The organism is Rhizobium sp. P1_B8 (assembly GCF_056406515.1).
This window is the reverse complement of the sequence record NZ_JBFTZZ010000008.1, coordinates 82,510-100,095: the sequence shown is the minus strand read 5'-3', so window position 1 is coordinate 100,095 and position 17,586 is coordinate 82,510. Positions and strand designations below refer to the sequence as shown.

Below are 17,586 nucleotides of genomic sequence, written 5' to 3'. Positions count from 1 at the left end.
CTATCGGGCTCCGGCACGGGTCTTGTCTTTGTTGGGCCATTGTCCATGCTGCTCTAAAATGGCTGCGGCAGCCGTTCGATCGACTGCTTTCGAAAAGAGGTAGCCCTGTCCGAGCTTGCAGCCGAGCTGGCTCAACTGAGCAGCTTGGGATTCTGTCTCAATCCCCTCTGCGACAACCCGGATTCCCAGCTTGTCAGCTATTCCGATCAGGCCTTCAACGATGAAAGTTCCTGCATCGCCGGGCACCATGCGATCGATGAAGGACTTGTCGATCTTGATGATGTCGACCGGCACCGTCAGCAGATGGGTCAAAGACGCGTAGCCCGTGCCAAAGTCGTCGAGGGCAACCCGTAAGCCCTTGGACCGAAGAGCCTTTATCTCCTCCGCCACAACATAGTCCCGTTGTCCGAGGTAAACCGATTCCGTTACTTCGAGGATGATGTGCTTAAGAGGAACCTCCGCTTCCCCGAAAATGCGGCACAGCCTGTCTTGCAGATTACCGCCACGAAAATCTGCGGCAGACAGGTTGATGCCGACATGTTGAAGAGGAAGGCCTCGGGCGAGCCAGCTCCGGATGTCCCTTGCAACCCTCAGTAACATCCGTTGTGTCAGCTCAGCAGCAATATGGGCGTCTTTCGTGGCCTCATGGAAATGCGCTGCGGCTATGATTTCGCCGGAAGGCGTGGTCATTCGACACAAGGCTTCGAAACCGACAATTTCGCGAGTATCCAGGCGCAATATCGGCTGGTAATGCGCGTCGATCCGATCCTCTTCCAGGGCGACGCCCACATCGCGAACCGCCCTGAAGCGTCGGGTCAGGGCGGTGCCCAGGCCGGGATAGTGTTGCACGTACCGGCCGCGATTGTGTTCTTTCGCATGATAGAGCGCCACATCGGCGTTCTGGCGGATCTGGTTAGGGTTTGGTTCCATCTCAGCCAGCGCACCGCCAATCGTCGCGGCGGGAAAGACGACATGACCGTCGCAGGTTGACGGAGAGGACAGTGCTTTCAAGATGTCGGTTGCCCTGACATTCAGATCAAGGTCCTTGTCGTCCGACACAATGACAGCAAACTCATCTCCACCGAGCCTAAACGTGTTTTTGGGGCCTGCTGTCGCGGCGATCCGGTCTGCAACCACTTGAATCAATGCGTCGCCGGCTGCGTGCCCGAACGTGTCGTTCACGAGTTTCAAGTTGTCGATGTCCACCAGCAAGATGCCCCAGGCGCGCCGGGATCGAGGCAGCTCCTCGGCTAGAAGCTGGTTGAAACGAGCGCGATTCGACAGTCCTGTTAAAGCGTCACTGTATGTCAGCCGCTGACGTTCCATTACACGTTCTTCGCGATCGATGGCGATTATGCAGAGATGGACACAGGCGTCGACGAGGTCCCGTTCGATGGCCTTCGGACCGCGGTGGTCTCGATAGTAGAAGGCGAAGCTACCAATCACCTGCTCGCCACGCTTGATCGGGCTGGACCAGCAAGCCTTCAATCCCAGTGGAAGGACCAGGGACTTGAAGTCCTGCCAACGAGCATCAGTCGAGATATCGGTGACAATGACCGCTTCACCGAAATAGGCAGCAGCCCCACAGGAGCCCGCAAGAGGACTGGCCTCAAGATTGTCGACAGCCGCTGAATAGTGAGGCGGTAGGGAAGGTCCAGCGAGTGTGTGAAGACGGCTCCCGTCGAACGTCAGCACCGAAGCGATGATCCCAGGAACGGCGGCCTCAACCTCGAGGCAAAGTTGCTCCATCGTTGCTGCCAGCGGTTCCCCTTTGGCAATCATTTCCAGAATGGCATTCTGCAACTCAAGGATCATGACGTCACTTCCCGGAAGGAGACCCTCCCTAGCAAACCGACTTTCAGATCAGGTTACGCGGTTGATTAGATTTTGATCGAATAGACGCCGATGATCAGTTAAGAACCCCGTCGTGCCGAGCCTCGCGTGCGAAAGGTTTTATCCATCATTCGGATCTCCTTCTCGAACGGAGTGGGATTGACCGAATGTCGCGGTCATTCTCTAAAGGTGACTGTGAACATACAATCCTCAGTCGTACTTTTGAGGACGCCGAGTAGTGAGCACTGCATAATTTTCGAGAGTCAGAAATCAGCTTATCGGATATGGTTCGGAATGCGTTGCAATGTCCCCGTCTGGCCGTCGCCGCACTATGGAAATTGGCCCAAAAAGATGATCGGTGGCGATAAATACGTTGGCTCGGTAGGCAAAGCATCGCTCGCGATCATCGCGCTGATGTTCCTGTCATTCACCACCCTCTTGTCGATCTGGCTCATATCCAGTTACGAGACAGCTGTTCGCCGGGGCGATGAGCGTGTCAGCGCCGCTTCCAAAATCGTTGCAGCGAACGCGAATTGGTTGAATTCCCTTGCTCGGGAGACCCTGCACCGAATTGATGATGCTCTGGGGCCGAGTACATCTTTGCCCGGCCCCGATCGGGTGCGCGATCTCGACGCTGCCGTCTATGACCTTCCTCCTCAGGCGACAGCCTATGTCATCGGGGCAGATGGAAAAACGCTCTTTTCGAACGATCGCGATATCAAGCCGATCAACGTTACGGACCGCGACTACTTCGTTCGGTTGAGAAACGGCGCTGACGAATATACATCCCCGCTGATCATCAGCCGCCTTTCCCAGCGGCAGATATTCGTCTTCAGCCGCAGGCTCGAACGCAATGGCGTGTTCGCTGGCGCCGCCGTGATTGCCTTCGACGCGAGCATCCTAAGGCCAATATGGGACGCGGTCGCGATAGGCGAGAACTCGATTGTCGGCCTCATCAGGCGCGACGGGCAACTTATCGCCCGATACCCGGAACCCGCCGGACCAGTCGATATGCGAAACCACAAGCTGTTTACCGACTATATGAGGAAGGCGACATCAGGCACATATCGCTCCGTGTCGCCAGTCGACAATGAAGATCGCCTGGTCGCATACCGAATCCTCGAACGCACCCCTTTTGTGGCCATTGCTTCGGCAGATATCAACGTAATCATGCAGCCCTTTTGGGAGGATGCCAAAATCGCGGCTTTATTGGTCGCTTTCGCCCTCGTCGGGGCTTTGGCAGCTGCATTGTGGATTCAGAACCTCATCAAGGTGGACACATTGCACACCAGGCAGCTTGCGGATGCGTTGCGATCGAATGAAACGCTCATGCGCGAGATACACCATCGAGTGAAGAACAACCTGCAGACGGTGATGGCCCTGCTGCGCTTGCAGGGTTTTGAACCGGAAGCCGTTCAAAAATTAAACGAGCGCATCTCTGCGATGTCCGCAGTTCACGAGCAGATGTACGGCTTCGACCAGTTTAGCGGAATATCTGCTCGGGAATTCATTCCATCATTCGTTAGGACACTCGTAGACGTCCATGGTCGCGCCGTTTCCGTTGACTTTGAAATCGACGACATCGTGATTGCGGCCGACAAGGCAACGCCGTTTGCCCTCCTGCTCAACGAGTTGATTGCCAACAGCATGAAATACGCCTTCGACGGCCGGGCATCCGGAAATATTCGCGTCATGCTGCACGCGACTGAAGGAGAGGAATCCCAACTGACCGTCGCCGACGACGGGATTGGTTTTGATGGCCGATCGGACAGCGCCGGGATGGGGACGCGGCTGATTAAAGCCTTCGTAAATCAACTGCATGGCGAGGCGAGATACAATCGCCTGGAAGGAACGCAGTTTACGGCAACCCTCAAGCTTACCGATTGAGCGAGAGCTAATTCGAAGCCACCTCCCTGCCCAAAGCAAGACTTCGGTTATCCCCGCCGCATCGGGAGCGGGACGCGGAGCTACTTTGCGAACTTCCCGAGCGTATCCAGATACACAAGATAGTGGTCCCGCCTAGGCTGCGCTGAAAAGACCCGCCCCTTCGCATATCTCTATGACGTCTCTGCTCGTCTTGAAAGATCATGCGTGCGACATCTGCACGAATCCAAAACGTTTTGGCTTGACTCCCAAAACGTTTTGGAGAATCTTTTTCTCACTTCGGGAGGAAGATCTTGGCCAATCTCAAACAGCTTGCGCAATCGCTGGGACTGTCGATCACCACGGTGTCGCGTGCGCTCGACGGTTACGCCGATGTGTCGGCCGCCACGCGAGAACGGGTGCGCGAGGCTGCCGACAAGGTTGGCTACCGGCCGAATGCTTCGGCCCGTCGCCTCCGCAGGCAGCGCGCCGAGCTGGTTGCCGTCACGCTGCCAAGCGATCCTGGCCATATCGGCCCTCCGCATTTCCTCGATATGTTGTCCGGCTGTGCCGAACATCTTGCCGCTGCCGGCCTCAATCTGGTGGTTGCACCGGTGCCGCGCGGCGAGAGTGAACTCGACATCTGCCGCCGCTTCGTCGATGGCCGCCGCGTCGACGCCATGCTTCTCGTCCGCACCAAGCGGAAGGACGAGCGCGTCGACTTTCTGCAGTCGCGCGGCATTCCCTTCGTCACCAATGGCCGCACCGAAAGCCTGCTGCCCCATCCCTATATCGACGGCGACGGCTTTGCTGGCTTCCGAGCCGCGACGCTGCGCTTCCATGCCGCCGGCCACCGCCGTATCGGCCATATCGCCGGCCCGCAGGAATATTATTTCGCGCATGACCGCTGCCGTGGCTGGCGGGCGGCGATGGAGGAATGCGGCCTTGCGACCGACCTGTGCGCCGAAGGTGCGCCATTGGAACAGGGCGGCTACCTCGCGGCGCTGGAACTTCTGCGCCAACCATCACGTCCGACTGCACTCGTCTGTGCCACCGACGAAATGGCGATCGGGGCACTGAGGGCGCTGCGCGAGGTCGATGGCGGCAACCAGATCAGCATTGTCGGCCATGACGATCTGCCGATGGGCGCCTTCACCAGCCCTCCGCTCTCGACCATGCGCATGACCGGCGAAAACCTCGGCGCGAGCTTCGCCTCGCTGCTGTTGCGCGCCATTGCCGGAGAGCCCGCCGAAGAACTCCAGGAACTTCACGCGATCGAATTCGTCGATCGCGACAGCCATCGCCGTCCCGCCAAGGCGGCATAGACAGAAGTGCATCTCAAACAAAGAACAATGAAGGAGGAGAAGATGAAACATATCATGTCATTTGGAATTCTGGCTTCCACCGTGCTGGCCTTCGCCTCGCCGGTGCTTGCCCAGACGGTTTTCGTGTCCACCCAGCTTCGCCCGATCGAAGAGGCGACCGTCGTCCGCGAGGAGCTGTTGAAGGATGTCGGCTCGGTTGATTACGTGGTCGAGGAGCCGCCGCAATTTGCTGTCCGCATGGAGGCCGAACGTCAGGCCGGCAAGCGCACCGTCAGCCTCGTCGGTGCGCTACATGGCGAGCTCTCGCCGCTTGCCGACAAGGACACGCTCGAGCCACTCGACGATCTCGCCAAGAAGCTGGCAGCGAGCGGCATGCCGCAGTCGTTGCTCGACCTCGGCAAGCTCGGCAAGCCGACCCAGCAGTACATTCCCTGGATGCAGGCGACCTATGTGATGGCTGCCAAAAAGGAAGCGCTGCAATACCTGCCTGATGGCGCCGACGTGAACGCGCTGAACTACGATCAGTTGATCGAGTGGGGCAAGAATATGCAGGAGGCGACGGGCCAGCCGCAGATCGGTTTCCCGGCCGGCCCGAAAGGGCTGATGGCGCGTTATTTCCAGGGCTATTTCTATCCGTCCTTCACGGGGGGTGTCGTGCGCACCTTCCAGAGTGCCGATGCTGCTGCTGGCTGGGAGAAACTGAAGGCGTTGTGGGCCTATGTGACACCGAATTCGACCAGCTACGACTTCATGCAGGAGCCGCTCGCTGCCGGCGAAGTCATGGTCGCCTGGGATCATATCGCCCGGCTGAAGAATGCCATTTCTGCCGCACCGGATGATTATGTGGTCTTCCCCGCTCCCGCTGGTCCCAAGGGCCGCGGCTACATGCCAGTCGTTGCTGGTCTCGCCATTCCGAAGGGCGCGCCTGACAAGGCCGGCGCAGAAAAAATCATCGAGCACCTGTCGATGCCGGATACGCAGCTCCTGACCGCCTCCAAGGTCGGTTTCTTCCCGACCCTGAACGTCAAGCTGCCGCCGGATCTCGACGCGGGCGTTGCCCTTCTCGCCGGTGCGGTTACCGCCACCCAGGCTTCCAAGGACGCGGTCATCTCGCTGCTCCCGGTCGGCCTCGGCGACAAGGGCGGCGAGTTTAACAAGGTCTACATGGACAGTTTCCAGCGCATCGTGCTGCAGAACGAGCCCGTTGCAGACGTGCTGAAGACCCAGGGCGCCACGATGGCCAAGCTGATGACCGACACGAAAGCTGCCTGCTGGGCGCCCGATGCCAAGAGCGACGGCCCCTGCCCGGTCGAATAAATCCGCCCGAGACGCGTCCGGGCGAAATGCCCGGGCGCTCCTTCACCACTCTGCTCGTCAAGGCGGGAGTCGATGACCAATAGCCGACCCTGGATCCCCTATCTGCTGATCCTGCCATCCGTCGCCTTTCTGGCGCTGCTCTTCGTCGTGCCGCTGGTGCAGACGATCTGGCTGGCGGTTTCGGATAATGGTGTGCTGTCGCTTGATAATGCCGAGCGGATGGTCACCGACATCAATTTCACGCGCTCGGTGAAGAACACCTTCCTGCTGACGATCGCTGTCGTGCCGGTGCAGATCGCCATTGCGCTTGCTATGGGCACCATGGTCGCCAAGGTCGGCCGCGGGCGCGAGACGATCCTGTGGATCTGGACGATCCCGCTCGGCATTTCCGATCTCGCCGCCGGTCTCGTCTGGCTGTCGATCCTGCAAAATACCGGCTATCTGAATTCGCTGCTCTTCGGCCTCGGCATCATCGGCAGGCAAGCGAGCTGGCTTTCCTACCAGACGCCGGTCGCGCTCTTCATTGCGATTGCGGTTGCCGAAATCTGGCGCGGCACGGCCATCGTGATGGTCATCATCGTCGCCGGTCTCAACCAGGTGCCGAAGGAATTCAAAGAAGCCGCCGAGATCTTCGGTGCTGGCCCGTGGACGCGCTTCTGGCGCATCACCCTGCCGCTGATCCGCCCGGCTCTACAATCGGCGCTGATCCTGCGCACCGTGCTCGCCTTCGAAGTCTTCGCGGTGGTCTATGCGCTCGGCGGACGCAATTTCCCGGTCCTCGTCGGCGAGGCCTACAACTGGCAGAACCAGAACCAGAACTACAGCGTCGCTGCCGCCTATGCGGTGCTGATCATGATCATCTCGCTTGCCGCCACGCTCATCTATCTGAAGGCCTTGAAAGTCGATCCGGAGCGCCTGCCATGACCACGGACACCATCAGCACGGCCGCAGACACACCCAAAGCGGCCGGCTTCGTCTCTTCACGCCGTTGGCTTCTCTGGAGCGGCATCGCAGCGCTTTGCGCCTGGGTGCTGGTGCCGATCTATCTGGTGGCACTCGGCGCACTTGGCGGTCGCCAAGGCGTCTATATCTGGCCGAAGACCGGTCTTCCCACTGGCATATCGCTGGAGCCCTTCATTCTCTTCCTAAAGACCGAAGGCGTCGCCCAGTCCTTCCTCAATTCGCTGGGGGCAGCCGGCATTACGGTGGCGCTTTCGATCCTGCTCGGCGCGCCGGCCGGTTATGCGCTCGCCCGCTATGATTTCCGCGGCAAGGACAGCTACCGCCTCCTGGTGCTGCTGACCCGCGCCTTCCCGCTGGCAATCCTGGCATTGCCGCTGACGGTCTCCTTCATCCGGCTCGGCCTCTATGACACGATCGTCGGCGTCGGTCTCATCCATACCGTCCTGGCGCTGCCTTTCGCGGCACTCGTTACGCAGGGCATTTTCCTCGGCGTGCCCAAGGAGTTGGAGGAAGCCGCCTGGGTGTTCGGCTGCACCCGCATCCAGGCCTTCTTCAAGGTGGTGGCACCCTTGGCGCTGCCCGGCATCGTCGCAACCGCGGTCTTTGCCTTCGTCATCTCGTGGAACGAGGTCTTTGCCGCCTCGGTGCTGACGGTGCGCAACCGCACGCTGACCGCCTACCTGCTGACCGTGCTGTCGGAAAGCCCGATGCATTACCGTTTTGCCGGGGGCCTGATGCTCATCCTTCCCTCGGTTGTCTTCATCTTCGCGGTCAGACGTTACCTCTTCGCGATCTGGGGCATTTCCTCCAAATAACGGGACCAGAGATATGGCCAATATTGTCATCGACCGCATCCGCAAGAGCTTCGGAGCCTTCCAGGCGCTGAAAGAGGTCTCGCTGACGATCGACGACGGCGAATTCGTCTCGCTGCTCGGTCCGTCCGGCTGCGGCAAGACCACGCTGCTGCGCATCATCGCCGGCCTCGAGACCGCAACGTCGGGAGATGTCCGCATCGGCGACAAGTCGGTGATCGGCTTGCCTCCCAAGGATCGCGGCCTTGCGATGGTCTTCCAGAACTACGCCGTCTTTCCGCACATGACGGTCTATGAGAACGTCGCTTTCGGGCTGCGGATGCAGAAGGCCGACGACGCCAGGGTGAAGGCGCAGGTCGAGAAGGCCGCCGGCCTCCTGCATATCGAGCAATATCTCGACCGCTACCCGAACAAGCTTTCTGGCGGCCAGCGCCAGCGCGTCGCGGTCGCTCGTGCCCTTGCCGTCGAACCGAAGGTTCTCCTGATGGATGAGCCGCTTTCGAACCTCGACGCGTTGCTCCGCCTCGAAATGCGCACCGAACTCAAGACCGTGCTGCAATCGGCGGGGACCACGACGATCTACGTCACCCACGACCAGACCGAAGCCATGGGCCTTTCCGACCGCATCGCCGTCATGCATGGCGGCGTGGTCGAGCAGGTCGGCCATCCTGTCGAGATCTACAATCACCCGGCAACACGTTTCGTCGGCGGCTTCATCGGCAACCCGCCGATGAATTTCATCAAGGTGCCGGTGACGAACAGCCACGTGGCGGCAGGCGCCGAGCAGCTTGCCGCGCCGCAGGGGTCCGGCAATGAAGTGATCCTTGGCCTGCGCGGCGAAGCCGTCGAACTTGCACCGCTGCCGCAGGGTCTCGAAATGAGGGTACGCGTTGCTGAACCGATGGGCTCGCACCTGCTTCTGACCGGCTCGATCCACGACCAGCCGGTGCGCGTCATCCTGCCGGCCTCGGAAACCGTCAAGAGCGGCGACACGATCGGTCTCAAGCTCGACCAGAAGCGCATCACCTGGCTTTCGCCCGAAAGCGGCAAGTCCCTTCCGGCCGTCTTGGCCTAAGAATACCGGAGTATCCGACATGAATATGCATATCGACCAGGCGAAGCGCATCCTCGCCGCCAACGATCGCGGCGGTTATACTGTGCCGACAGACCGGCTCTATCCCTTCCAGTGGAACTGGGATTCAGCCTTCGTCGCCATGGGCTTCGCGCTCTACGACATCGATCGCGCCTATCGCGAGCTGGAACGGCTGGTCGAGGGCCAGTGGGCGGACGGGATGATCCCGCATATCCTCTTCCACGCGCCAAGCGAAACCTATTTCCCGGGACCGAACGTCTGGCGAACGACGCACACGATCCCGACCTCCGGCATAACCCAGCCGCCGGTCTTCGCGATCGCGCTGCGCAAGCTGCATGAAGCCGCGGGCAACGATGCCGAGACGCGCACCCTGCCCCTCTACGAGGCGGCGCTGAGATGGCACCGCTGGTGGTATTCCGCCCGCGATCCCGATGGCACCGGGCTCGTTGCGCTCCTGCATCCCTGGGAAAGCGGCAGCGATAATTCTCCCGCCTGGGACATCGCGCTCGCTCGTGTACCCACCACCACCGATACCCCCGTCGTGCGCAAGGACACCGGCCATGTCGATGCCGACATGCGCCCGCGCGACGAGGATTACCGCCGCTTCATTCATCTGGTCGACACCTATGCCGCCTGTGGCTGGGATCCAGCGAAACAATGGGAAAAGGCGTCCTTCAAGGTCGCCGAGATCCAGACGACCGCCATCCTGCTCAAGGCCGGCGAAGACCTCGAGTACCTTGCCCGCCTGTTCAACCGGACCGAGGACGCGATCGAGATCGCTGCCTTCAACAACCGCACTCGCAAGGCGATAATGGCCCAATGGCGGCCGGACCTTTCGCGCTTCGTCTCGAGAGACCTGATCTCCGGTGAAGATATCGAAGCCGCAACGCAAGCCGGTTTCATCCCCCTCCTCTCGCTGGACCTCGACAAGCAGGTTGCCGACGCCCTGGTTTCGGAAATGAAAGCTTGGTCCAAGGATCTCAAGGTCGCCTTTCCGACGACGAGGCCGGGCATCGCCAGCTGGGAGCCGAAGCGTTACTGGCGCGGCCCTGCCTGGGCGATCATCAATTGGCTTCTGATCGACGGACTGAATCGCAATGGCCACGCGGATGTCGCCGAAGAGCTGCGGCGATCCACCATCGCGGCGATCGAAACGGAAGGTTTTGCCGAATATTTCGACCCGGTCACCGGCCAAGGATGCGGCGGCCTCGGCTTTTCCTGGACGGCTGCCGCCTATCTGTGGCTTGAGCGAGGCGTCGGCGTCGCCTGAGCATCGATCCTCATCAATCCGGCTGCCATGGCTGCATGGTGAGCACATTGCCGCCCAGCTTGGCGAAGGCGCGCTGGCGGCAGGAGAAGACGAGGATCTGCTGGTCGCGGGACTGGCGGTGCAGCGCATCGAACATCCGCTCGATCCGGTCGTCGTCGGAATAAACAAGCGCATCGTCAAGGATGACAGGCGCCGGCCGGCCGTCGCGGGCAAGCAGCCTTGCGAATGCGAGGCGGGTCAGCACCGAGAGCTGCTCCCGCATGCCGCCGCTCAGCCGGTCGACATCCTCGTCCAGGCCGTTGCGGCGCACGATCTGCGGCAGCAAGGTGTCGCCGTCAAACGTGATCGAGATGTCGTCGAACAGCAGGCCGAGCAGCGGGGCGAGTTCGTTCATAACAGGCTTGAGATAGAGGTCGCGCGCGGCCGCCCGCGTCGCCGTCAGTGCCTTGCGCAGGCGATCGAGCACGCCGACCTCCGTCTCGAAACGCTTCACCTGCTCGCGCGCCGCTGCCAGCAAATCCCGGCTTTCCAACCAGTTTTCTTCCACCGCACCGTCCGAGCGGGTGCGGATCTGACCGCCGAGATCGGCAAGCTCTTCGCGAAGCCTGGCAATTTCGCGGCCTGCGGCGTCGGCGACCGAGCGCGCCCTGGCAAGGGCGGCCTCTGCGCCTGCGAGGTCCCGCCCTGTCCTGCGCAAAGGCTCGGCCCGCAGTTCGACAGCATCGACCTGCTCTTTGGCCCTGGAAAGCTTGAGAGCAAGGTCCTGTTGCAATTCAGTTCGGCCGGCTTCGGGGCCGATGACCGCCTCGATGGCCTCGAGTTCCTGGCCAAGCCTGGTGTGCTCCGTCTGCGCGCGCAATATGGCCTCGCCGGCTTCCGTGCGCATCACTGACGCCTCCCGCGCCCGGTTCCGCGATAGTTCGATGCGCCGCGTCGCATCCGCGAGACGGGCGCGCACCTCTTCCGGGTCGGCCTCGAGTTCGACCGGATCCTGGCTGAGTTCGGCAAAGCGTGCGGCGTCGAGGTGAAGCTTGTCAATGCCATTCGGGGCGAGATCCGCGAGCCGCTGGCGCGCCCGCACGAGTTCCTCCTGCTTGTTCCGCGCGGCAATATCGCGCTGTCGCGCCGCTCGCAGACTGTCGACACCGAGCTTGGCAAGCAATGTTTGGCGCGTGGCTTCCGCAGTCTCCAGCGCTCCGTCCTGATCTGCCTGCCGGCTGGAGTGGATGGTCAGGGTGCCGACACCTGTTATGTCGAGCTTCGCGATCCCGGCAAAGCTTCTGTCCTCACCCCCAATCAAGGGCTGGCGGTCCATGCTCACCGATCCGGAGGCATCCTTCAGGTAATCGACCCTGAGCGTGGGAAGACCGATCTCGGCGGCTGCACGCAAGCCGACGATCTTGAGATCCAGCGCTTCAAGCCGCTCGACCGCATCGGCTGGAATGGCGAGCAATGCATGCGCCGCCTCCCCGTCCTCGATCTGCTGGCGCGCCGCTTCCGCCTGTTCGAGACGCAGACGGACCTCGGCCAGTCGCTCTGCGGCGTGGCGTGAACGGAGCGCTGCCTCCAGCCGCGCAAGCAGTTGACGGTCTATCCGCTCCTCCTCTTCGGCCGCCTGCACCTCCGCCGTTGCCGCCTCGCTTTCGGCCAGCGATGCCGTGCGTCGCTTGGCTGCACTCGAGAGTTCTTTCTCCGCCAAGGCGAAACGCCGCGCGAGTTCGCCGCTGCGGTTCAATGCCGTGTGGAAGCGGTCGAATACCTGTTGCGCCTCATCGCGGCGGCTGGCGGCCAAGGTGGCCTCGGCATCGAGCGCTTTGAGTTCCCTGTCATGCAGTTTAGCGGCTTCGAGCACCACCTCGGCATTGGCAATCGCCGTCTTTCGGCCGGCTTCCTCATCAGGGTTTTCCAGTTCGCTCAGTCTCGCCTGCACTGAGCGGCGGCGGTCGAGTGCGCCGTGCAGCATCTCGACCTCCTTGGCCAGCCGGGCCTCCTCCTCCTGCAGCCGGTCACGCTCCTCGAGAGCGGCGGCAAAGCGGCCTCCTGCCTTCGGCCGGAGCGTCGCGGTGACCAGGCGATTGAGTTCGTCCTCGCAGGCTTCGAGCACCGCCGACATGCGGCGTCCGCCCGTCAGCGCCTCCACCTCGCCCTGTACCGAAGACAGCAGGCTTTCGCGCACCCGCTTGTCGTTCTCCTCCTCGCTCTTGCTGCGATTTTCGATGCCGGTGACGCCTTGACGCACCCAGAGCAGGCCTGCCGGGCCGGAGGTTCCGCCGGAAATGAGATCGCCGATGAACGCCTCGGCCTCGTCGGCCTGGGCGACGATCCGGCCGCTGCCGAGATCGGTGACGCTGGCACGCCGTCCGCTATGGAACTGCTTGGTCAGGCGGTAGCGGCCGGCTTCGATCGTGATATCGGCCTCGACGATCGGATTGCCGCCGCTATAGGGGCGCAGCATCTGCACGCTCTTTGGATTGCCGCTGTGCGGTTGGAAGAACAGGGCATGCAGCGCCTCGAAACAGGTTGATTTGCCGTGTTCATTGGCGGCGCTCAGCACATTGACGCCGTCGGTGATTCCTTCGACTGATATGCCGCGGCCGGCGAAACGTTTGACATTGTGGAGGCGAAGGGCGGTGAGTTTCATCGATCGATCGCCTCGCAATAGGAAAACAGGCGGATCAACGCTAGGCGCGCCACGTTCCTGTCGTCGCCGGAACGGGCCTCGTCGAGGCTTTCGGCAAGCAGCAAGTCCGCAGCATCGCGCAGCGCACCGGCTCGATCGATGGTCTCGAGATCATCGCTCTCGCAGTCGGTCCCCAGAAGGGCGGTATCGATCTCCAGATGCGCAAATTCCGGCGCGACCTGCTCCAGCAGGCTGATCATTGCTGTGCGCCCGTTCAACCGGGCACGGCCGGACAGCGCGATGCGCAACAGGGTTTGTCGGCGCGCGAACGGTTCCGGCAACGCGGCCTTCAGCACTTCAACACCGTCTTCCGATGCCAGCAGAGGAAAGTGCAATGTCTGCCAAGAAAAACTGGCGGTCGTCACCGCCGCCGTCGTCGGCATCGCCCCCTGCCCGGCAATGGAAACGACCATCGCCTGCCCCGGCCTGTCATGCTTGAAACGGTCCGGCTCGGGCGCACCGCTATAATACGTCCTGGCGTCCACCGCCACCGATCCGTGCCAATCGCCGAGAGCCATATAGTCGAGGCCGGCCAGCGCCGCGCGGTTCGGCGCAATCACGTTGGTCGCCGTGGCATCCTCCGAAAATTCCTGGATAGGGCCATGGGCGAGGCCGATGCGGATAGCGCCGTCCGGTGTGGCGGCACCCGTCATCCATTCGGTCAGGTCGCGGCCAGGCCTCCTGGTCGTGCAAGGCGCCGGCAGCAGGATGACATCAGGTCCAAGCGGAAGGGGCACCGCTTCCGTCGCCAGGATGACATTGTCGGGCACAACGCCGCGCGCCGCACTCCAGAGCTGGTCCGCCAGCAGTGAATCGTGGTTGCCCGGAAGCAGGACCCAGCGCAGCGGCGTATTCCGGGCCATCTCGCCAAGCGCTTGCCGAAGCACGGCAGGCGTCGGCGTCTCGGTATCGAAGGTGTCGCCCGCGAGCAGGATGACACCAGCGCCATGCTCTCGTGCCGCCGCGGCGAGCCTAGCGATCACGCCATGCCGCGCCTCGCGCAGGCGCCCTCTCAAATCCTCCGGAAGATTGCCAAATCGTTTGCCAATATGAAGGTCCGAACTGTGCAGGAAGGAAAACATTAATCAGCTATGTTTGCGATGCGCTGCGAGCTTTCGAGCATGGCCAAGGACCTCTCGTCCGTAGTTTCGTGATTCCGTTGTTCCATGACAGACCATGCCTCCCGATAACAGGCGAGGCAAGTCGATCCTGGCTGAGCGAGCTGTTATCCAATGCTTGTCTAACTCTCAGCGGTACTCGACATCGCATCGCCCAGCAGCCTCGATGCAAATGCCGCTGGTCCAGCACGCTGGCGAAAGGGTCGTCCATTGTCTTTGTCGGCTGCCAACGGCGACGGAGTACCGACTGATCTTAAGTAACCTGGTTGAACACGACCATCTTGTCGTCGGCCATCTCTTCCATCGTTGAGGGAATGCCGCCGACCCCGTATCCGGACTGTCTGCGTCCGGCGAAAGGCATCCAGTCGGTGCGAAACGCCGTATGGTCGTTGACGAGAACGGCCGATGCATCCAGATGTTTTGCCGCCTTGAGAGCAACCGCTATGTCGGCGGAAAAGACGCTTGCCTGGAAGGCATAGGGCAGCGAGTTGGCAATGCGGATCGCCTCGTCGAGGTCGCGGTAGCCGAAGACGCAAGTCAGCGGTCCAAAGACCTCGAGCACCGACACCTTCGCTTCGACAGGCGGGTTCAGCAGAACCGAAGGCAGAAGCGTCGTATCGGACATCCGCCCGCCGCCGATCTGCTTGGTCCCGGCATCCGTCGCCTCCTTGATCCAGCTCGTGACGCGGTCCGCCTCGCGCGGCAGGATGAGCGGCCCTACCTCGGTTTGTGCAAGCTTGGGATCGCCGACATGCAGGGCCGCAACCTTGGCGGCGAGAGCCTCGGTGAAGGAAGCCAGAATATCTTCGTGCACGAAAAGACGCTGCGCCGACACGCAGACCTGCCCAGCGTGGTAATAGCCGCCCTTGACGATGGTGCCGACAATCGCATCGACATTGGCGCTGCGGTCGACGATCACGGGTGCCGCTCCGCCATGTTCCAGCGCGCATCGGGTGCCCGGCGGCAACTTGCTCTTGAGGTACCAGCCGACCTTTGCAGAGCCGATGAAACTCAGAAACGCCACGCGACGATCGGTTGCGAAGGCTTCGGCAAGCGCATTGTCCTCGGTGATGAGGGTCTGGCACCAGCGTTCGTGGAGACCGGCCTCCCAGAACAGCTTGACGATCTCGATGCAGGAAATCGGCGTCGTTGCCGCCGGCTTCACGATCACAGGGCAACCGACCGCAATCGCCGGCGCGATCTGATGGATGATGAGATTGAGCGGATGGTTGAACGCCGATATCGCCGCCACGACCCCGATCGGCTCCTTGGTGGTGAAAGCCCATCGGTTCGCGCTGGCCGCAGTCAGCCCCATGGGGATTTCCTTGCCGCCGAAATTGCGCAGTTCGTCTGCCGCGTTCACCAGGCCGTCGATCCCGCGCGTTACCTCGATGATTGCGTCGGTCAGCGGTTTGCCGCCTTCGCTGGCGATCATCATCGCAAAGCGGTCGCGGTTCTCCTGCAGAAGCGCCGACGCCTTCCTGAGGATTGCCATCCGCTGATGCGCGGGCAGCCAGCCGTCGCGATCGGCAAAGGTCTTTGCGGCGACCTGAAGCTTGCGCTCGAGCGCGGATGCGTCGTCTGCCGGCAGCTCTGCAATCGGCACGCGGTCGAACGCCTGATAGACCTTCATGGTAGACTGCATCTCAGGCCTCCAGTATCGCGGGGAGCCGCTCGCGAAGCTCCTTCACCAGCACGCGTTCATTTTCCGAGTAGTCGACCGGCACATTCACCAGATGGACGCCACCTCCAGAGAATGCCTCTTCGAGGACCTTTTTGAACTGGCCGATATCGTCGACCCTGGTTCCCCTGGCGCCGTAGGATTCGGCATATTTCACGAAGTCGGGATTGCCGAAGGTCATCCCGAAATCCGGGAACTCATCCACCGCCTGCTTCCAGCGGATCATGCCGTAAGCATTGTCCTCGATGACAAGAACGACGAGGTTGAGTTTCAGCCGGACGGCCGTCTCGAGCTCCTGGGAGTTCATCATGAAGCCGCCGTCGCCGCAGATCGCCATGACACGCCGCTCCGGGTAGAGCATCGAGGCAACCATCGCCGACGGCAGCCCGGCTCCCATCGTTGCAAGAGCATTATCGAGCAGCAGCGTGTTCGCCATCCGCGTCCGGTAGTTTCGGGCGAACCAGATCTTGTACATGCCGTTGTCGAGCGCCAGTATGCCGTCATGCGGCATCACCTCTCTTATATCGTGGACCAGCCGCTGTGGCGTGAAGCGATCCTCCGTCGCCCGCGCGGCGATGCGCTCGAGAATGCGCTCGCGGAGATGAAGAAGCGCCTGCGCGTTTGGCAGCTTGCCCTCGAGGCGATCGGCCAGCGCCTTCAGAGAGGGGCCGATGTCGCCGATGACCTCGGATTGCGGGAAATAGACCTGCTCGACGGTCGCCGGCTGATATCCGATATGGACGACCTTCGGACCGCCCTTGCCCATGATGAACGGCGGCTTCTCGATGGTGTCATGGCCGATCGTGACGATGAGGTCGGCCTGTTCGATGGCTTCGTGGACATAGTCGCGCTCCGACAGCGCCGCGGTGCCCATGTAAAGTTCGGTTCCACCCGGAACCGTTCCCTTCCCCATTTGGGTCGTGAAGAACGGGATGCGCGTGCGGATCACGAATTGCGCGATGTCGGAGGTCGAGCGCGGACGCGAGGCGGCGGCCCCGAACATCAGAAGCGGACGCTTGGCCGCGGTGATGAGCGCGGCTGCGCGGTTAAGCGCCGCCTCACTTGCCGTCGGCAGTTCGAGCTGGTGCGGCGCAATCAGCGCCACCTCCTGGCATTCTTCGGCCGCGATATCTTCCGGAAGCTCCAGATGCACCGGCCCCGGCCTTTCCTCCTGGGCGATGCGGAACGCCTCCCTGACCGTCGTCGGGATCATCTGCGGCGATACGATCTGCCTTGCGAGCTTGGTCAGCGGCTTCATCGACGCGACGACGTCGACCACCTGGAAACGCGCCTGGCGGGATGAGAGGATCCCTTTCTGACCGGTGATCATCACCATCGGCATCGCACCGAGCAAGGCGTATGCCGCACCCGTCGAGAGGTTGAGAGCACCCGGCCCAAGCGTCGTCAGGCAGACGCCGGGCTTGCCAGTCAGGCGGCCATAGGTCGCGGCCATGAACGCCGCCGCCTGCTCGTGTCGGGTGAGCACGAGCTCAATCGACGACTTGCGGATGGATTCGACGACGTCGAGATTCTCTTCGCCGGGAATGCCGAAGATGCGCTCGACACCTTCGTTCTCAAGCGCTGCCACTAGAAGATCGGAGCCTTTGGTCATGGATGTGTGCCCGTGCTGT

Annotated in this window: 12 protein-coding genes; 7 read left to right on the top strand and 5 right to left on the bottom strand. The window is 61.7% G+C overall.

What is annotated here, in order from left to right:
* A complete protein-coding gene (locus AC1D2N_RS12670) occupies window positions 1–1,815 on the bottom strand; it encodes a putative bifunctional diguanylate cyclase/phosphodiesterase (protein ID WP_018516784.1) in 1,815 nt (604 codons plus the stop codon).
* A 369-nt stretch (window positions 1,816–2,184) separates the two neighbouring features.
* Between AC1D2N_RS12670 and AC1D2N_RS12665 the strand changes: the two genes are divergently transcribed.
* From AC1D2N_RS12665 to AC1D2N_RS12635, 7 genes are all read left to right on the top strand, one after another.
* Window positions 2,185–3,720 (top strand): sensor histidine kinase, encoded by a 1,536-nt coding sequence (locus AC1D2N_RS12665; protein ID WP_018245619.1) that lies wholly within the window; start codon window positions 2,185–2,187, stop codon window positions 3,718–3,720.
* A gap of 290 nt (window positions 3,721–4,010) precedes the next feature.
* Window positions 4,011–5,021: a LacI family DNA-binding transcriptional regulator gene (locus AC1D2N_RS12660; RefSeq protein WP_018516785.1), complete on the top strand. Its 1,011-nt coding sequence runs from the start codon at window positions 4,011–4,013 to the stop codon at window positions 5,019–5,021.
* A 42-nt stretch (window positions 5,022–5,063) separates the two neighbouring features.
* On the top strand, window positions 5,064–6,338 hold the full coding sequence (locus AC1D2N_RS12655; RefSeq protein ID WP_032983656.1) for an ABC transporter substrate-binding protein: 1,275 nt from the start codon (window positions 5,064–5,066) through the stop codon (window positions 6,336–6,338).
* A 72-nt stretch (window positions 6,339–6,410) separates the two neighbouring features.
* Window positions 6,411–7,262: a carbohydrate ABC transporter permease gene (locus tag AC1D2N_RS12650; RefSeq protein ID WP_018245616.1), complete on the top strand. Its 852-nt coding sequence runs from the start codon at window positions 6,411–6,413 to the stop codon at window positions 7,260–7,262.
* Window positions 7,259–8,116: a carbohydrate ABC transporter permease gene (locus AC1D2N_RS12645; RefSeq protein WP_018516787.1), complete on the top strand. Its 858-nt coding sequence runs from the start codon at window positions 7,259–7,261 to the stop codon at window positions 8,114–8,116. Before AC1D2N_RS12650 ends, AC1D2N_RS12645 begins: the two co-directional genes overlap by 4 nt.
* 13 nt (window positions 8,117–8,129) lie before the next feature.
* A complete protein-coding gene (locus AC1D2N_RS12640) occupies window positions 8,130–9,188 on the top strand; it encodes an ABC transporter ATP-binding protein (RefSeq protein ID WP_018516788.1) in 1,059 nt (352 codons plus the stop codon).
* 19 nt (window positions 9,189–9,207) lie between these two features.
* Window positions 9,208–10,476: an MGH1-like glycoside hydrolase domain-containing protein gene (locus AC1D2N_RS12635; protein WP_018516789.1), complete on the top strand. Its 1,269-nt coding sequence runs from the start codon at window positions 9,208–9,210 to the stop codon at window positions 10,474–10,476.
* 13 nt (window positions 10,477–10,489) lie between these two features.
* On the opposite strand, the gene AC1D2N_RS12630 is transcribed toward AC1D2N_RS12635, so the two are convergent.
* From AC1D2N_RS12630 to AC1D2N_RS12615, 4 genes are all read right to left on the bottom strand, one after another.
* Window positions 10,490–13,117: an AAA family ATPase gene (locus AC1D2N_RS12630; protein ID WP_018516790.1), complete on the bottom strand. Its 2,628-nt coding sequence runs from the start codon at window positions 13,115–13,117 to the stop codon at window positions 10,490–10,492.
* The gene (locus AC1D2N_RS12625) at window positions 13,114–14,238 is read right to left on the bottom strand and encodes a metallophosphoesterase family protein (RefSeq protein ID WP_113543030.1); all 1,125 of its coding nucleotides are present in this window, start codon (window positions 14,236–14,238) and stop codon (window positions 13,114–13,116) included. The genes AC1D2N_RS12630 and AC1D2N_RS12625 overlap by 4 nt, the downstream gene beginning before the upstream one ends.
* A 289-nt stretch (window positions 14,239–14,527) precedes the next feature.
* Window positions 14,528–15,919 carry an aldehyde dehydrogenase family protein gene (locus AC1D2N_RS12620; RefSeq protein WP_113543031.1) on the bottom strand — a complete coding sequence of 464 codons (1,392 nt, stop codon included), beginning with the start codon at window positions 15,917–15,919 and terminating at the stop codon, window positions 14,528–14,530.
* 1 nt (window position 15,920) lies between these two features.
* Entirely contained in the window at window positions 15,921–17,567 is a 1,647-nt protein-coding gene (locus tag AC1D2N_RS12615; RefSeq protein WP_018245609.1) for an acetolactate synthase large subunit, read from the bottom strand.
* Window positions 17,568–17,586: the final 19 nt, after the last annotated feature.

Coding starts and splice junctions, on each gene's coding strand:
- AC1D2N_RS12625 (WP_113543030.1), bottom strand. CDS start 14,238: ATGTTTTCCTTCCTGCACAGTTCGGACCTTCATATTGGCAAACGATTT.
- AC1D2N_RS12640 (WP_018516788.1), top strand. CDS start 8,130: ATGGCCAATATTGTCATCGACCGCATCCGCAAGAGCTTCGGAGCCTTC.
- AC1D2N_RS12645 (WP_018516787.1), top strand. CDS start 7,259: ATGACCACGGACACCATCAGCACGGCCGCAGACACACCCAAAGCGGCC.
- AC1D2N_RS12630 (WP_018516790.1), bottom strand. CDS start 13,117: ATGAAACTCACCGCCCTTCGCCTCCACAATGTCAAACGTTTCGCCGGC.
- AC1D2N_RS12650 (WP_018245616.1), top strand. CDS start 6,411: ATGACCAATAGCCGACCCTGGATCCCCTATCTGCTGATCCTGCCATCC.
- AC1D2N_RS12615 (WP_018245609.1), bottom strand. CDS start 17,567: ATGACCAAAGGCTCCGATCTTCTAGTGGCAGCGCTTGAGAACGAAGGT.
- AC1D2N_RS12635 (WP_018516789.1), top strand. CDS start 9,208: ATGAATATGCATATCGACCAGGCGAAGCGCATCCTCGCCGCCAACGAT.
- AC1D2N_RS12670 (WP_018516784.1), bottom strand. CDS start 1,815: ATGATCCTTGAGTTGCAGAATGCCATTCTGGAAATGATTGCCAAAGGG.
- AC1D2N_RS12665 (WP_018245619.1), top strand. CDS start 2,185: ATGATCGGTGGCGATAAATACGTTGGCTCGGTAGGCAAAGCATCGCTC.
- AC1D2N_RS12655 (WP_032983656.1), top strand. CDS start 5,064: ATGAAACATATCATGTCATTTGGAATTCTGGCTTCCACCGTGCTGGCC.
- AC1D2N_RS12620 (WP_113543031.1), bottom strand. CDS start 15,919: ATGCAGTCTACCATGAAGGTCTATCAGGCGTTCGACCGCGTGCCGATT.